At 60.8% G+C, this 14,589-nt stretch carries 11 protein-coding genes and 1 rRNA gene; 5 read left to right on the top strand and 7 right to left on the bottom strand.

Going from position 1 to position 14,589, the window contains the following annotated elements; genetic code table 11:
- Positions 1–104 precede the first annotated feature (104 nt).
- A complete protein-coding gene (locus AC54AG_RS05970; protein ID WP_223278886.1) occupies positions 105–470 on the top strand; it encodes an acyl-CoA thioesterase in 366 nt (121 codons plus the stop codon).
- A gap of 21 nt (positions 471–491) precedes the next feature.
- Entirely contained in the window at positions 492–2,084 is a 1,593-nt protein-coding gene (locus AC54AG_RS05975) for an alkaline phosphatase D family protein (RefSeq protein ID WP_034745470.1), read from the top strand.
- Here the strand turns inward: AC54AG_RS05975 and AC54AG_RS05980 are convergent.
- On the bottom strand, positions 2,081–2,872 hold the full coding sequence (locus tag AC54AG_RS05980; RefSeq protein WP_235194134.1) for a LytTR family DNA-binding domain-containing protein: 792 nt from the start codon (positions 2,870–2,872) through the stop codon (positions 2,081–2,083). The two genes, AC54AG_RS05975 and AC54AG_RS05980, sit on opposite strands and share 4 nt — an antisense overlap.
- Positions 2,873–3,102: 230 nt before the next feature.
- On the opposite strand from AC54AG_RS05980, the gene AC54AG_RS05985 reads away from it, so the two are divergent.
- A complete protein-coding gene (locus tag AC54AG_RS05985) occupies positions 3,103–4,275 on the top strand; it encodes an acyltransferase family protein (RefSeq protein ID WP_496629701.1) in 1,173 nt (390 codons plus the stop codon).
- Here AC54AG_RS05985 and AC54AG_RS05990 read toward each other — a convergent pair.
- From AC54AG_RS05990 to AC54AG_RS06005, 4 genes are all read right to left on the bottom strand, one after another.
- Entirely contained in the window at positions 4,272–5,954 is a 1,683-nt protein-coding gene (locus AC54AG_RS05990; RefSeq protein WP_070302823.1) for a long-chain-fatty-acid--CoA ligase, read from the bottom strand. The genes AC54AG_RS05985 and AC54AG_RS05990 overlap by 4 nt on opposite strands.
- A 60-nt stretch (positions 5,955–6,014) precedes the next feature.
- Positions 6,015–7,697, bottom strand: coding sequence for a long-chain fatty acid--CoA ligase (locus AC54AG_RS05995; RefSeq protein ID WP_496629702.1), 1,683 nt, complete (start codon positions 7,695–7,697; stop codon positions 6,015–6,017).
- 276 nt (positions 7,698–7,973) lie between these two features.
- Positions 7,974–9,023: an aminopeptidase gene (locus AC54AG_RS06000; protein WP_496629703.1), complete on the bottom strand. Its 1,050-nt coding sequence runs from the start codon at positions 9,021–9,023 to the stop codon at positions 7,974–7,976.
- A 2-nt stretch (positions 9,024–9,025) separates the two neighbouring features.
- Complete coding sequence (locus AC54AG_RS06005; RefSeq protein ID WP_496629704.1) at positions 9,026–11,101, bottom strand: molybdopterin-containing oxidoreductase family protein; 2,076 nt, start codon at positions 11,099–11,101, stop codon at positions 9,026–9,028.
- 206 nt (positions 11,102–11,307) lie between these two features.
- Here AC54AG_RS06005 and AC54AG_RS06010 point away from each other — a divergent pair, with 206 nt between their 5' ends.
- Positions 11,308–12,501 (top strand): M20 aminoacylase family protein, encoded by a 1,194-nt coding sequence (locus AC54AG_RS06010; RefSeq protein WP_219328130.1) that lies wholly within the window; start codon positions 11,308–11,310, stop codon positions 12,499–12,501.
- Between the two features lies 1 nt (position 12,502).
- On the opposite strand, the gene AC54AG_RS06015 is transcribed toward AC54AG_RS06010, so the two are convergent.
- Positions 12,503–13,399, bottom strand: coding sequence for an NAD(P)-dependent oxidoreductase (locus AC54AG_RS06015; protein ID WP_496629705.1), 897 nt, complete (start codon positions 13,397–13,399; stop codon positions 12,503–12,505).
- A 107-nt stretch (positions 13,400–13,506) separates the two neighbouring features.
- Between AC54AG_RS06015 and AC54AG_RS06020 the strand changes: the two genes are divergently transcribed.
- Positions 13,507–14,067 (top strand): acyloxyacyl hydrolase, encoded by a 561-nt coding sequence (locus AC54AG_RS06020; RefSeq protein ID WP_034745449.1) that lies wholly within the window; start codon positions 13,507–13,509, stop codon positions 14,065–14,067.
- Between the two features lie 232 nt (positions 14,068–14,299).
- Here AC54AG_RS06020 and rrf read toward each other — a convergent pair.
- Positions 14,300–14,412: ribosomal RNA gene (gene rrf, locus AC54AG_RS06025) — 5S ribosomal RNA — on the bottom strand.
- Between the last annotated feature and the right edge of the window lie 177 nt (positions 14,413–14,589).

Below are 14,589 nucleotides of genomic sequence, written 5' to 3' on the forward strand. Positions count from 1 at the left end.
GCAATTGTAGCCTTTCATGAGAATAAAAGATGAGCACCTCCCCAGACCGTCCCGACAACTGCCTCGCCTCCGGCCTGCCCGCCGGAAAAATGCCGGAATTGCGCATGATGCCCGCGCCGTCCGACGCCAATGTATACGGCGACGTCTTCGGCGGCTGGATCATGGCGCAGGTCGATATCGCCGGTTCCCTGCCAGCCACCCGGCGCGCCAACGGCCGCGTCGCCACCATCGCCGTCAATTCCTTCGTCTTCAAAAACCCCGTCTTCGTCGGCGATCTGCTCTCCTTCTACGCCGACATCGTCAAGGTCGGCAATACTTCGATCACCGTCAATGTCGAGGTGTATGCCGAGCGCAACCGCCTGCAGGCGTGCATCGTGAAAGTCACGGAAGCAACCCTGATCTACGTGGCGACGGACTCCGACCGCAAGCCGCGCAAGGTGCCGCCGATCGAGACCTTGCTGTCATCTTGATTGTTGCAATCATTCCACACCATGGATAGCCAGCGCCGCATCTTCCTGCAAAGCGCTGCGCGCATCACGGCACTGGCCGCGGCCGGCAGCGTGCTGTCCGGTTCCAGCGCGAGCGCCGCCACGCGCATGAATGGCGCCGGCTATCCGTTTGCGCTCGGTGTCGCTTCCGGCTCACCCTTGCCGGACGCCGTCGTGCTGTGGACGCGCATCTGCCACGACCCGCTGCACGCAGCCGCCACCCCCGCCATCGCCCTGAATGTGCGCTGGGAAGTGGCCGAAGACGAAGCGTTTCGCCGCATCGCCGCCAAGGGGCAAGCCACGGCCACGCCCGCCCTCGCGCACAGCGTACACGTCGACGCGGGCGGTCTCGCGCCCGGACGCTGGTACTGGTACCGTTTCATGCTGGGCGACGCCGTCAGTCCCGTGGGCCGCACGCGCACGGCGCCCGCGTCCGACGCCATGCCTTCCTCGCTGAAACTGGCCGTCGCCTCGTGCCAGCACTGGGAATTCGGCGCGTATGCGGCGCACCGGCACATCGCCGCAGCGGCGCCCGACCTGGTGGCCTTCCTCGGCGACTACATCTATGAATGGGGGCCGTACCAGCTGCAGCATCCAAGCCGGGCCGTGCGCACGCATGAAAGTTTCAGCCTGGACGACTACCGCGCCCGCTACGCGCAATACAAGAGCGACCGCGACTTGCAGGGCGCGCACCTGGCCGCGCCGTGGATCGTCACCTGGGACGACCATGAAGTAGCCAACGATTACGGCAATGACCGCGACGAGTTGCTCACGCCCACCTTTTTGCAGCGCCGCGCGGCCGCCTACCAGGCGTTTTATGAACACATGCCGCTGCGTTTGCTGCCGCTGGGCCGGCGGGGCTTTGTCGACATGCGCATCTACCAGCGCTACGACTGGGGCCGCCTGGCACGCTTCCACGTGCTGGACGACCGGCAATACCGTGCCTACCACGCGTGCGCCAGGCCGGGCCGCGGCGGCTCCAATTCCGTCACCACGCGCAACTGCCCCGATTTGCTGAAGCCGCAACGCACGATGCTGGGCGAAGAACAGCAGCGCTGGCTGCAAGCCGGCCTCGATGATTCGCCCGCGCGCTGGAATATCCTGGCCCAGCAAACCCTGATGGCGCAATCGAGCCAGGTGCCGATTTTGCGGCCCGGCGACGAACGCGTCTGGACCGATGGCTGGGATGGCTATCCGATGGCGCGCCAGCACCTGCTCGACGCCTTGCAAAGCAGCAAGGCCAGCAACCCGCTGGTGCTGTCTGGCGACGTGCACACCTTTTATGCCACCGAACTGAGCCGCAACGCCATGCGGCCCACCGGCAAGAACAATCCCGTGCTGGCCACCGAGTTTTGCGGCACCTCCATCACGTCCAGCTCGCGTCCACAGGCGCGCACGGAACAGTACGTAGCGATGAACCCGCACATCCGCTACGGGCGCAGCGACAAACGCGGCTATATGCTGATGGAGATCACGCCGGATAAAACCACGACCTTGTTCCAGGGCCTGGAGAACGTGCGCGACAGCGCATCAAGCATCGCGACACTGGCGCGCTTTACCGTCCAGGACGGCAAGGCGGGCGTGCAACGCAGCTAGCAACTACTTTTCAAGCCATCGCGGTAGCGCCGGCTGACGGGCACCTCGCCGCCCGTGGTCAGCACGGCGCGCGCATCGCCCGATTCCAGTGGTGCGATTGCCTGCACGAAATCGAGGTTGACGATATAGCTGCGGTGCACGCGCACGAACCGTTTACCGTCCAGGCGGAGCTCGATGGCGGCCATGGTCGAGCGCAGCGGGTAATCGTGGCCACGCACGTGCAAATTCACATAATTGCCCCAGGCCTGTATCCATTCGATGTCGCCGGCGGGCAGCAAAAAATCCTTGCCCAGCTTGCGCACGAGGAAGCGTTCCGGCTGCTCTACCGGTTCCACGGCCGGCCCTTCATCGGGTTCGCCGAGCAGGGTCGCCTCGCCTTGCCAGCGCATCAGCAGCAACTGGTAAAAGCCCACGGCCAGCAAGACGAGGAAGTAAGCACGCACATCTTTCAGGTATTCATACGGCAGCTCGCGCCACCAATTACCGAAATCGTAATCGCTGCCCTGACTCCAGTACGCCAGCTTGCGCAAGGCCACCATGGCCGCCACATGCACGAGGCTGTAGACGACCGACGCCGCCAAGTGCCAGCGCAGGTTCTGGCGCTGGAATACCAGGTGCAGGGGCCGGTACTGTCCCGCCAGCACGACCACAGGCACCAGCGCCAGCAGCACGAGATTGCTGCTCCATTCCCACACGGCCACTTCCCAGAACGGTGTATTGACCCCGGTGCGCTGCAGGTCCAGCCACACGAGCCAGCTGTTGACGCTGGCCTGCAACAGAGTCAGCATGATCCAGAATCCTGGCTCGGCCACGCGGCGCCAGCGTTGATAACGTTGCAACAAGTCAGTGGAAGCGATGTGCATGGGCTCGGACGATAAATTGGTTACATGATTGTAAGGTCCCACACCCGTCCCAGGCGATCCATTCGTCCCAGCCAGCCGTCCACTGGTCCCATTTTGCTGGCTGGCAGCCCCGCCGCTGCCTATGCTGAGGCCTCCTTCATCAATCGCCCACGATCATGACCATGGACTCCCGCCGCCACGATATCGACGCCTTGCGCTTTCTCGTCTTCAGCCTGCTGATTGTCTATCACACCGCCCTGCTGTACATGGATGGATGGAATTTTCACATGCACAGCAGCTACGCCACCGATGCCTTGAACATGCCGCTGGTCTTCCTCAACCGCTGGCGCATGGAAATCGTCTTCCTCATCTCCGGCGTCTCGTGCGCCATGATGACGCAAGCCTCGCGCGGCGCCTTCCTGTGGCGCAGGACCAAGCGCCTGCTGCTGCCGCTGCTGTTCGGCATGGCCGTGATCATTCCCGTCCAGCCATATTGCGAAGGCGTCAGCAAGGGCCTGGTCGAGCCTGGTTATGGACAATTCCTGCTCCATTATTTTGGCGGCTACGCCTGGCCGGCAGGCGCCTTCGATGGCTGGCAATATGGTTTTACCTGGAACCATCTGTGGTATCTCGTGTATTTGCTGCTGTACATCGTCGTGCTGGTGGCACTGCAACCGCTGCTTGAGCGGATGAAACCGTACTTCCAGCGTCTGCGCGGCTGGCGTTTGCTCGTCTTGCCGGCCCTGCCCGCACTGGCCGCGACAGTCTTCCTCAAAATGCGCTATCCGGAAACCCATGCGGTAGTGCACGACTGGTATGCACACGCCATGTATTTCACGATGTTCGTGTATGGCTGGTGGCTGGGCAATGACATGGGATTGTGGGCGGAACTGGCGCGCCTGCGCTGGCATACGCTGTGGCTGGGCCTGGGCGCGTTTACCGTGTACATGGCGTTCGACCAGATTTATTCGGAGAACCTGCTGACCTGGGCCTCGTTCGGCTCCTGGCCCATGCGCAACCTGTATATGTGGCTGGCCATCTGCGCCATCCTGGGCTGGTCGCATACGCTATTGAACCGCCCTTTTGCCTGGCTACCATGGGCGCGCCAGGCCGTCTTTCCCTGGTACATATTGCACCAGAGCGCGATTATCGTGCTGGCCTACTGGCTCGTGCCCCTGAAGCTGGGCCCCGTGGTGGAACCGCTACTGATACTGGCCGGCACGGTGGCAATCTGCTGGCTGGGGACGTCGCTGCTGATCAGCAAGGTGAACTGGCTGCGCCTCTGCTTCGGCTTGCCCGCCCGGCCAGCACGGAAGCTGGCGGCGGACACAAGCCTGGCGGCGAACTAGGCAACCTTCTTTTCGTCGCGCAATTGACGGCGCAAGATCTTGCCGACATTGGTCTTCGGCAATTCATCGCGGAACTCGATGTATTTCGGTTTCTTGTAGGCCGTCAATTCATGCTTGCAATGCTCGCGGATCTGTTCCACCGTCAGGTTCGGATCCTTGCGCACGACAAACACTTTCACGGCTTCACCCGCGTTGGCGTCCGGCACCCCGATGCAGGCGCATTCGAGTACGCCAGGGCACGAAGCGACCACGTCTTCCACTTCGTTCGGATACACATTGAAGCCGGACACGATGATCATGTCTTTCTTGCGGTCCACGATCTTCACGTAGCCGCGTTCATCCATGACACCCACGTCGCCCGTTTTGAAAAAGCCGTCTGCCGTCATCGACTTGGCCGTCTCGTCCGGGCGCTGCCAATATCCCGCCATCACTTGCGGGCCGCGCACGGCGATCTCGCCCGGCTCGCCCAGCGGCACTTCGACGCCATCGTCGTTGAGAATCGCCACTTCCGTCGACGGGAAAGGCAAGCCGATGGTGCCCGTAAATTCCGTGATATCGACGCGGTTGCCCGTCACTACGGGCGACGTTTCCGACATGCCATAGCCTTCGATCAGCGGACAGCCCGTCAGCTTCAACCAGCGCTCGGCCACGTTACGCTGCAAGGCCATGCCGCCGCCATTGCACACTTTGTAGCTGGAGAAATCGAGCTTGGCGAAGTCAGCATTGTTCAGCAGCGCGTTGTACAGAGTGTTGACGGCCGGGAACACGACGATCTTGTGCTTGGACAATTCCTTGACGAAACCGGGAATGTCGCGCGGGTTGGGGATCAGCACGTTCAAGCCGCCCACGCGCATGCCCATCAGGGCGCTGACCGTCAGCGAATAGATGTGATACAGGGGCAAGGCGCACATGAACCCCATCGAGGTGGCGCGCATTTCCTTGGTCATCACGGGCGAAATCCACGCCTCGTTTTGCAGCACGTTGGCGATCACGTTACGGTGCAACAACATCGCCCCTTTCGACACGCCCGTCGTACCACCCGTGTATTGCAGGAAGACGATATCGTCATGTCCCTGCTGCACCGGCGTCAGGCTCAAGCGTGCGCCTTCGGCCAGCATCTTGTTGAAGCTGATGGCGCCCGGCAAGGAAAACGCGGGCACCATTTTCTTGATCTTGCGCACGACGAAGTTGACGATGGTGCCTTTCAGTCCACCCAGCATGTCGCCCATGGTGGCGACGATCACGTGCTTGACCTGCGTGTGTGGCAACACTTGCTCGACCGTGGTGGCGAAGTTTTCCAGCACGATGATCGCTTCGCTACCCGAATCGATCAGCTGGTGCTGCAATTCACGAGGCGTGTACAGCGGGTTGACGTTGACCACCGTGTAGCCGGCGCGCAAAATCGCCGCCATGGCCACCGGATACTGGAGCACGTTGGGCAGCATGATCGCCACGCGCGCGCCCGTCTTCAGGCCCTTGCTTTGCAGCCAGGCGCCCATCTGCAGCGACAGCTTGTCGAGCTCGCGGTAGGTGAGGAATTTATCCATGCACACGAACGCGTTGCGGTCCGCATATTTCTGGAACGACTCTTCCAGCAAATGCGTGACGGAACGGTATTGCGTGCAATCAATCTCTGCGGGAACGGTGTCCGGGTACGACTTCAACCAAATCTTGTCCATCTATGCCTCATCTGTATCTGTAGAAAGGGTGTGCAGCCTGATGCGCACACCCTGCACTGTTTATGCTGCTGTCTTCGTTTCGTCACGCAGGGCGCGACGCAAAATCTTGCCGACGTTGGTCTTCGGCAGTTCATGGCGGAACTCGATGTATTTCGGCCGCTTGTAGCCTGTGAATTGTTCCTTGCAATACGCGGCCAGCACCGCCTGGGTCAGGTTCGGATCCTTGCGCACGACAAACACTTTCACCGCCTCGCCAGAGTGTTCGTCCGGCACGCCCACGCAGGCGCACTCGAGCACGCCCGGATGGGCCGCGATGACGGCCTCGACTTCGTTCGGATACACATTGAAGCCGGAGACGAGGATCATGTCTTTCTTGCGGTCGACGATCTTCACATAGCCGCGCTCGTCCATGATGCCCACGTCGCCCGACTTGAAGTAGCCATCAGGCGTCATGACCTTGGCCGTTTCATCGGGACGGTTCCAGTAGCCGCTCATCACTTGCGGGCCACGGATGGCGATTTCGCCCGTCTGGCCCAGCGGCACTTCCTTGCCGTCATCGTCGAGGATGGCGATATCGGTCGATGGCACGGGCAAGCCGATGGTGCCGGAAAACACCGTGGTATCGGCACGGTTGCAGGTAGCGACGGGTGAGGTTTCCGACAGGCCATAGCCTTCGATGATGGACACGCCCGTCACTTGCAGCCATTTGTCGTTGACGGCTTGCTGCACCGCCATGCCGCCGCCATTGGCGATCTTCAAGCCCGAGAAATCGAGCTTGGCGAAATCGGGGTGGTTCACCAGCGCGTTATACAGGGTATTGACCGCTGGCAGCAGGTTGAATTTGTACTTGCCCAGCTCCTTGATCAGGCCCGGGATATCGCGTGGATTCGGGATCAGAATATTCAGGGCGCCCACGCGCGTGCCCCACATCGCGCACGCCGTCAGGGCAAAGATATGGTACAGCGGCAAGGCGCAAACGACGATCATCTGTTCCTTGCTGTTCTGGTCGAGCGCCGCGCCCGACCACGCTTCGCTCTGCAGCACATTGGCGATCACATTGCGGTGGCTCAAGGTCGCGCCTTTCGATACGCCCGTCGTGCCGCCCGTGTATTGCAGGAAGGCGGCGTCATTGATGCTCAGCTCGACAGGCGTGAGTTTCATGCGGCTGCCCAGCGCCAGCGCCTGCTTGAAACGCATGGCGTTCGGCAAGGAATACGCGGGCACCATCTTCTTGACGTTGCGCACGACAAAATTGACGATCGCACCCTTCAAGCCGCCCAGCATTTCGCCCATGCTGGCAACGATGATGTGCTTGACGGCCGTCTTGGCCAGTACTTGCTCCAAGGTATGGGCAAAGTTTTCCAGCACGATGATCGCTTCGCTGCCCGAATCGTTGAGCTGATGCTCGAGTTCGCGCGGCGTATAAAGAGGATTGACGTTGACTACCGTGTAGCCGGCGCGCAAGACGGCGGCGATGGCAACCGGATACTGGAGCACGTTCGGCATCATCAGGGCCACCCGGGCGCCCTTCTTCAGGCCACGGCTTTGCAGCCAGGCACCGAGCTGGCGCGAATAGGTATCGAGTTCGGCATAGGTGAGAAATTTGTCCATGCAGACATAGGCATTGCGGTCCGCATATTTTTGAAACGCTTCTTCCAGCAAGTGCACCAGCGAACGATATTGATCAGGATCGATGTCGGCGGGGACGCCGGGAGGATACGACTTCAGCCAAATTTTTTCCATCCTGTGCCTCTTGTCTCGAATAATCGTGGGGGAGCCGGCGCACCCTGCCGGCGCGGATCATTGCTGCGGATTCTATTGTCCAGCAGTCAGTTTGAGCATTCTGACGAGCAATTGCTCTATGCTACTAATGCGATGCTATCGGGCGCCGCGCTTCCATGCAAGCGCTTTCAACAGTATTCGAGCGGCAACTCTAAGGGTATTTTATGCTGCAATGCAGCATGATAAATACACTGTTGCAGGATCGTCTGGCTCGGCGTACGGGACAATCTTTACGGGTCAGGGGCTGGACAATTGTTCCAGCGCACGCCTGCGCTCAGGCTTGTTCATCTGGGCCATTGTGTGCACTGCAGCATAAAAAGCACGAAAGTTCTTTTTTTCTTCCAGCAATTTTCTGAAGGCCGGCAAAAATTCATTGTAGGTAGACACGGAAGCCAGGTGTGCATTGCTCAATGGCTGCTCGAACCAGCGGTCGTAACCGGCAAAACCACCCCAGTTTTGCTTGAGCACCTGATACGCATCTTGCAATGCCGCAAACACCTGCGCCTTGCGCGCGCGCTTCTCCGCATCGCTGGCGCCGCTCGCATACACGGCTTCCAGTTCGCCCCGGTATGTCAACAGCAGGGCCAAAAAATCCTGGCGCCGCGCCGCATACTGGTCGTACGCGGCGCGCATCGCGTCATTGCCCTCGCGCGCCAGCCAGCGCTGCACACCCGCCTCTTCCACGGCACTGGCAAACGACTCGTTGAAGGCCGAATCGCCGGGCACGTACACCACCTGGTGCGCCAGTTCATGGAAGATCAGGCGCGCCAGTTCCGCATCGTTGTAATTGATAAAGGTCGACAGCAAGGGATCGTCGAACCAGCCCAGCGTCGAATACGCGGGCACGCCACCCACCTGTACGTCGTAATGCTGGGCACGCAACTCGTCGGCATACGCGAGTGCCTCGTCCTTGCTGTAATAGCCGCGGTAATTGACGCAGCCGGCGATGGGAAAACACCATTGCAGCGGCTGCAGCGATAATTCCGGCGTGGCCACCACGTTCCACAGCACGAAGGGGCGCCGCAGGGAGGCGTAGTTCTTGTAGCTGCCATTGTCGGGCAAATCCAGCTCGCTGACGGCAAAGCGGCGAATCTGCTGCGCCTTGGCCAGGCGCACTTTCAGGCGCGGCTCGGTGGCCGGGTCATCGAGCCAGTCGCCGATGGGGCGCGCGCCGGACCACAGCGCATATTGTCCCTGCGCCGCTTGCGTGTAGTAGCGCAGCTGCGTGCACCCGCCCAGCGGCAGGCACAGCATGCCGACAAGCAAGCGGGCCGGCCAGCGCGCCATGGTCAGCCAGCCTTTTCCACTTCGACCAGCGTATCGTAGAAGGTCGGCGCACGGCCCATGTCCGTCAGGCGCTGGCTCGTCACTTCATTGGCGTTCTTGCCGTCGCTGGCGAGTTTCTTCCACCATACGGACAAGCCCACCACCAGGCCACGTCTCGCCTTGTCCGTCACCCTGGCCTTGGCCACGAAGCTGCCGCGGTCGTTGAAGATGCGTACCATGTCGCCAGCCGCAATGCCGCGCGCGGCGCAGTCGTCGGGATGGATGTCAAGGTGCGGCTCGCCTTCGGCCGCGCGCAGGCTTTTCACGTTCACAAAGGTGGAGTTGAGGAAGTTGCGTGCCGGCGGGGAAATCATGGCCAGCGGATAACGGGCCGCCAGCGCGGGATTGCTGGCCAGCGATTCGTGCGGCGCGATATACGTCGGCAGGGGATCGAGTCCCGCCTGCGCCATGGCGCTCGAATACAACTCGCATTTGCCCGATGGCGTGGGGAAACCACCGTGGGCAAATGGCGCCTCGGCCATGGTCAACTTTTGCCAGCCCGTGCGTTTCAGCGATTCCCAGTCGAAATGCACGGCGCGCGCATCGGTCGTATCGAACGCCTTGGCCGCCAGCGCATCGTCGCTTTCCTGGAAGCACGGATCATCAAAGCCCATGTGCTGCGCCAGCAAACGGAAGATTTCCGTATTCGCCTTCGCTTCGCCCAGCGGCGCCACGGCCGCGTTGTTCGCCATCATGTACAGGTGGCCGTAGGTGGAATGCGCATCGACGTGCTCCAGCTGCGTGGTAGCCGGCAACACAATGTCGGCGTAATCGACGGTATCGGTCTGGAAGTGCTCGAGCACGACCGTAAACAAATCCTCGCGGGCAAAACCCTGCGCCACTTTCGAGGAGTCCGGCGCCACGGCCAGCGGATTCGAGTTGTAGACGATCACGGCCTCGACTTGCGGGCCGAACTCGGCGGAACTTTCTTTCAATAAATCGTCACCAATGGTGCTCATGTTGATCGTGCGCGGCGTGCCTTTAAGCAAATCCGGGCGCTGCAAGGCCTTGCGGTTGACGGGGAAGGAACCCGAGCTCGACAACTGCATGCCGCCGGCGGGATGGCGCCAGGCGCCCGTCAGCGCGGGCAGGCAGGCGATATTGCGCACGGCCATGCCGCCGCCATGCACACGCTGCACGCCGTAGTTGGCACGGATGGCGGCGCCCTCGCCAGAGCGGCATGCCTGGCCGTACAGGCGCGCCAGCTCCACTACTTCCGTGGCCGTGATGCCGCACACCTCGGCCACGCGCTCGGGCGGCCATTCCAGGGCCCGCTGTTTCAGTTCAGCATAGCCGATGGTGTACTGCGCGATATAGTCGTGATCGACCAGGTCTTCGATGATCAGCTCATGCATCAAGCCCAGCGCCAGGGCCGCATCGGTACCCGGCAGCAAGGCGATATGCTGGTGGCATTTTTCGGCCGTCAGCGAGCGGTAGGGATCGATGGCGATCAGGGTCGCGCCATTGCGCTTGGCCTCTTGCGCGCGCATCCAGAAGTGCAGGTTCGAGGCGATCGGGTTGCCGCCCCAGATGATGATCAATTTCGCGTTCTGGAACTGCTCCATGTCCGTGCCGATGCTGGCGCCCACCGTGTAGCGGTAGCCCGTGGCACCGGCCGAGGCGCAGATGGTGCGGTCCAGCAGGGAAGCGCCGAGCTGGTTGAAGAAGCGCGAGGACATCGATTCGCCCTGCACCAGGCCCATGGTGCCGCAGTAGCTGTACGGCAAGATCGCCTGCGGATCGCGCACGGCGATCGGTTTCAAGCGGGCGGCGATGGTCTGCAGCGCTTCTTCCCAGCTGATGCGCTCGAACTTGCCTTCGCCCTTCCTGCCCACGCGGCGCAGCGGGTGCAGCAACCGGTCCGCATGGTAGGTGCGCTCCGTGAAGCGCGACACCTTTGTGCACAGCACGCCAGCCGTGGTCGGATGGTCAGGATCGCCCTTGACGGCCGTGGCCACCCCATCGGTCACGGTGACCAGCAAGGCGCAGGTATCGGGGCAATCGAGCGGGCAGGCGGCGCGCACTTGGGTGGTGGTCATGGGGCAATCCAAAAACGTTGGGGGAAGGCGATACTGTAAACCATTCCGCGCGCTTGCTGTTGGCGCCGTGGCAAGCACGTCCGTGCGCTGGATTTACCCGGCAAACAAGGGCTACAATGCACTATTAGCCGCGCCTGTTTTCGATCAAGCAAGCGCGGTCCGGCGCGCCATACATTGCTGCGTGCCAGCATCCACAGGAGAGTCCCATGAAACTAGTTGATCCGATCTTGGCGTTTCAATCCGAGCTGCAAGGTATCCGCCGCGACCTGCACGCGCATCCCGAGCTGTGCTACGAAGAACAGCGCACTTCGGACGTGGTCGCCGCCAAACTGACGGAATGGGGCATCCCCGTGGTACGCGGCCTGGGCCGTACTGGCGTGGTCGGCATCATCAAAAATGGCACGTCGACACGCGCCATAGGCCTGCGCGCCGACATGGATGCCTTGCCGATGCAGGAAATGAATACCTTCGAGCATGCTTCACGCCACCCGGGCAAGATGCACGCTTGCGGCCACGACGGCCACACGGCCATGCTGCTGGGCGCCGCCCATTACCTGGCGCAGCACCGGAACTTTGATGGCACGGTCTACCTGGTTTTCCAGCCAGCGGAAGAAGGCGGCGCCGGCGCGCGCGAAATGATCGAAGACGGCTTGTTTACCCGCTTTCCCATGGATGCCATCTACGGCATGCACAACTGGCCAGGCGCCGAAACGGGCACCCTGAGCGTGGTGGAAGGGCCCATGATGGCGTCCAGCAATGAATTCCATGTCACCGTCAAAGGCAAGGGCGCCCACGCGGCCCAGCCCCACAAGGGCATCGACCCCGTCATGGTGGCCGTGCAAATCGCGCAAAGCTGGCAAACCGTCATCACGCGCAACAAGAGTCCGCTCGACACGGCCGTGCTGTCGATCACGCAAATCCATGCGGGAAGCGCCACCAATGTGATTCCCGATGACGCCAGCCTGGTCGGTACCGTGCGCACTTTCACCAAGCCCGTGCTGGACTTGATCGAAGAGCGCATGCGCGAGATCGCCGTGCACACGGCCGCCGCCTTTGGCGCGGAAGTCGATTTCCACTTCAAGCGCAACTATCCGCCGCTGGTCAACCATGCGAAAGAAACGGCGTTTGCCGTCGAAGTGATGAAAAGCGTGGTGGGCGCCGACAAGGTCAACGCGAATGTCGAACCGACCATGGGCGCGGAAGATTTTTCTTTCTTCCTGCAGGAAAAAGCCGGCTGCTACATCTTCATCGGCAATGGCGACGGCGAGCACCGCGATGGCGGCCACGGCCTGGGCCCGTGCGTCTTGCACAATGGCAGCTACGACTTCAACGACAATCTGCTGCCGATCGGCGCCAGTTTCTGGGTCAAGCTGGCCGAAGCGAGCCTGCCCATCGCTTGAATCAGCTCAGCTGATCCGGACCGGTGCCAAGGCGCTGGCCCGGATTCAACGCTTCCAGGGCCAGCAAGGCGGCCGCGTGGTCTGCCGTCGGGTGGCTGGTGGCCAGGGTTTCATAGCGCTGCGTTACCAGTTGCGTCACCGGCAAGGTCACGTGCGCTGCTTCGGCTGCCGCGAGGATGTTGTGCATATCCTTGATCTGGCTCTTCACCTGGCCGCCGGCAACAAAGTTGCGCTCCAACATGCGCTGGCCATGCACCTCCAGAATCTTGCTCTCGGCAAAACCACCGCGGATAGCCGCCCGTACGGCGCTCGCATCGGCGCCCGCCGCTTGGGCCAGCAACAGCGCTTCAGCCACGATATTCAAGGTGGCGCCGACGATCAGCTGATTGCACAGCTTGGCCACCTGTCCGCTGCCGGCCGGCCCCACCAGGGTCGGGCGTCCCATGGCTGACAGAATCGTTTCAACCTTCGTGTAATCGCTGGCGCTGGCGCCGGCCATGATGGCCAGGGTACCTGCCTGCGCCCCACCGACGCCACCGGACACGGGCGCATCGATGAAGCCATGCCCCGCAGCGTGCAAAATGGCATGAAATTGCTGGGCTTCCGATTGCTTGGTGGAACTCATGTCGATCCAGAGCGCACCAGTGGACAAGGCCGGCAACGCCTCTTGCAGCACCTGCGCCACGATAGGGCCAGCTTCCAGCATCGAGATGACGACGTCCGCCCCGTTGACGGCCTCAGCCACTGAAACGGCCGGCTGCGCCCCTGCCGCACGCAGGACTTGGGCCTTGCTGTGCGTGCGATTCCAAATTGTGACAGAATATCCAGCGCGCAGCAGGCACCGGACCATCGGCCCTCCCATTAGGCCAATACCGAGAAATGCGATTTTTGTAGACAATGTCAATTCAACCTCTGAGATCAAACAGGTGGCGGGAGTAGTGTGCAAAACTAGGTGCCTGCGCTAACAAGACAAGCCTGACGGCCAATTTTACGATGAAAGTCTCTATGTCCTTCAAGAAGAATCTCCTCAAATCCATCGCCGCTGTTGCCGCGTTGATGGCGGCTAACGCCGGCTTTGCCGCCGACGACAAACTGATCGACTCCGTCTACGGCGAATATGCCAAGGGCGTGAAGGTACAAATGGTACGCGCCGGCGTGACCTCTAACTGGGATAAAGCCTGGTTTGTATCGAATGGCACGCAGCTGAGCGGTTACTGGGATGCCAGCATCGGCGGCTGGGATGCCAAGAGCTATCAGAATGTCTCTGGCCAGCATCAAAAGCTGTGGGACCTGGGTTTTACTCCCGTGTTCCGCTTTGAAAATACGAACAAGCTGGGTTTTTATGCGGAAGCCGGCATCGGCGTGCACATGCTGTCGAAACTGTACAACAACGACGATGACCGCCTGTCGACCCACTTCCAGTTCGGCGACCATATCGGCGTCGGCTATGTCTTCAATAACAAGTGGGAAGTCGCTGCGAAGATCCAGCATTTCTCGAACGGCGGCTACAAGAAACCAAATAGCGGCGTCAATTACATGAACGTCAAAGTCGCTTATCACTTTTAATGAAGGTGATAAATAACAAAGGCAGCGCGTAGCGCTGCCTTTTTTTCGTTTGTCACTTGGCTGCCGACTTGTCGGATTACGCTACGCTAATCCGACCTACCCGCCATCCAATAAACGTAGGTCGGCTTAGCGCGCAGCGCGTAAGCCGACACCACCCCCGCATCCCATAAACCACCAGACGAAAAAAAACCCGCCAATTGCTTGACGGGTTTTTCTCTACTGCTTATAACAAGCCTGACGATAACCTACTTTCACACTGGTTGCAGCACTATCATCGGCGCAAAGTTGTTTCACGGTCCTGTTCGGGATGGGAAGGGGTGGGACCAACTTGCTATGGTCATCAGGCATAACTTGTACTGGCATTTGTCCTCGATGGAGCGACAAAGCCTGAATCTGGAAGAAGCAAAGATTGGGGTAATGACTGGTAGTATCAACACACACGCAACGTTGTACCGTCTTATCCTCTGTACCTGCTAAGGTTATAGGGACAAGCCGTACGGGCAATTAGTACTGGTTAGCTTA

The sequence above is a fragment of the Janthinobacterium sp. BCJ23 genome, from assembly GCF_059617945.1.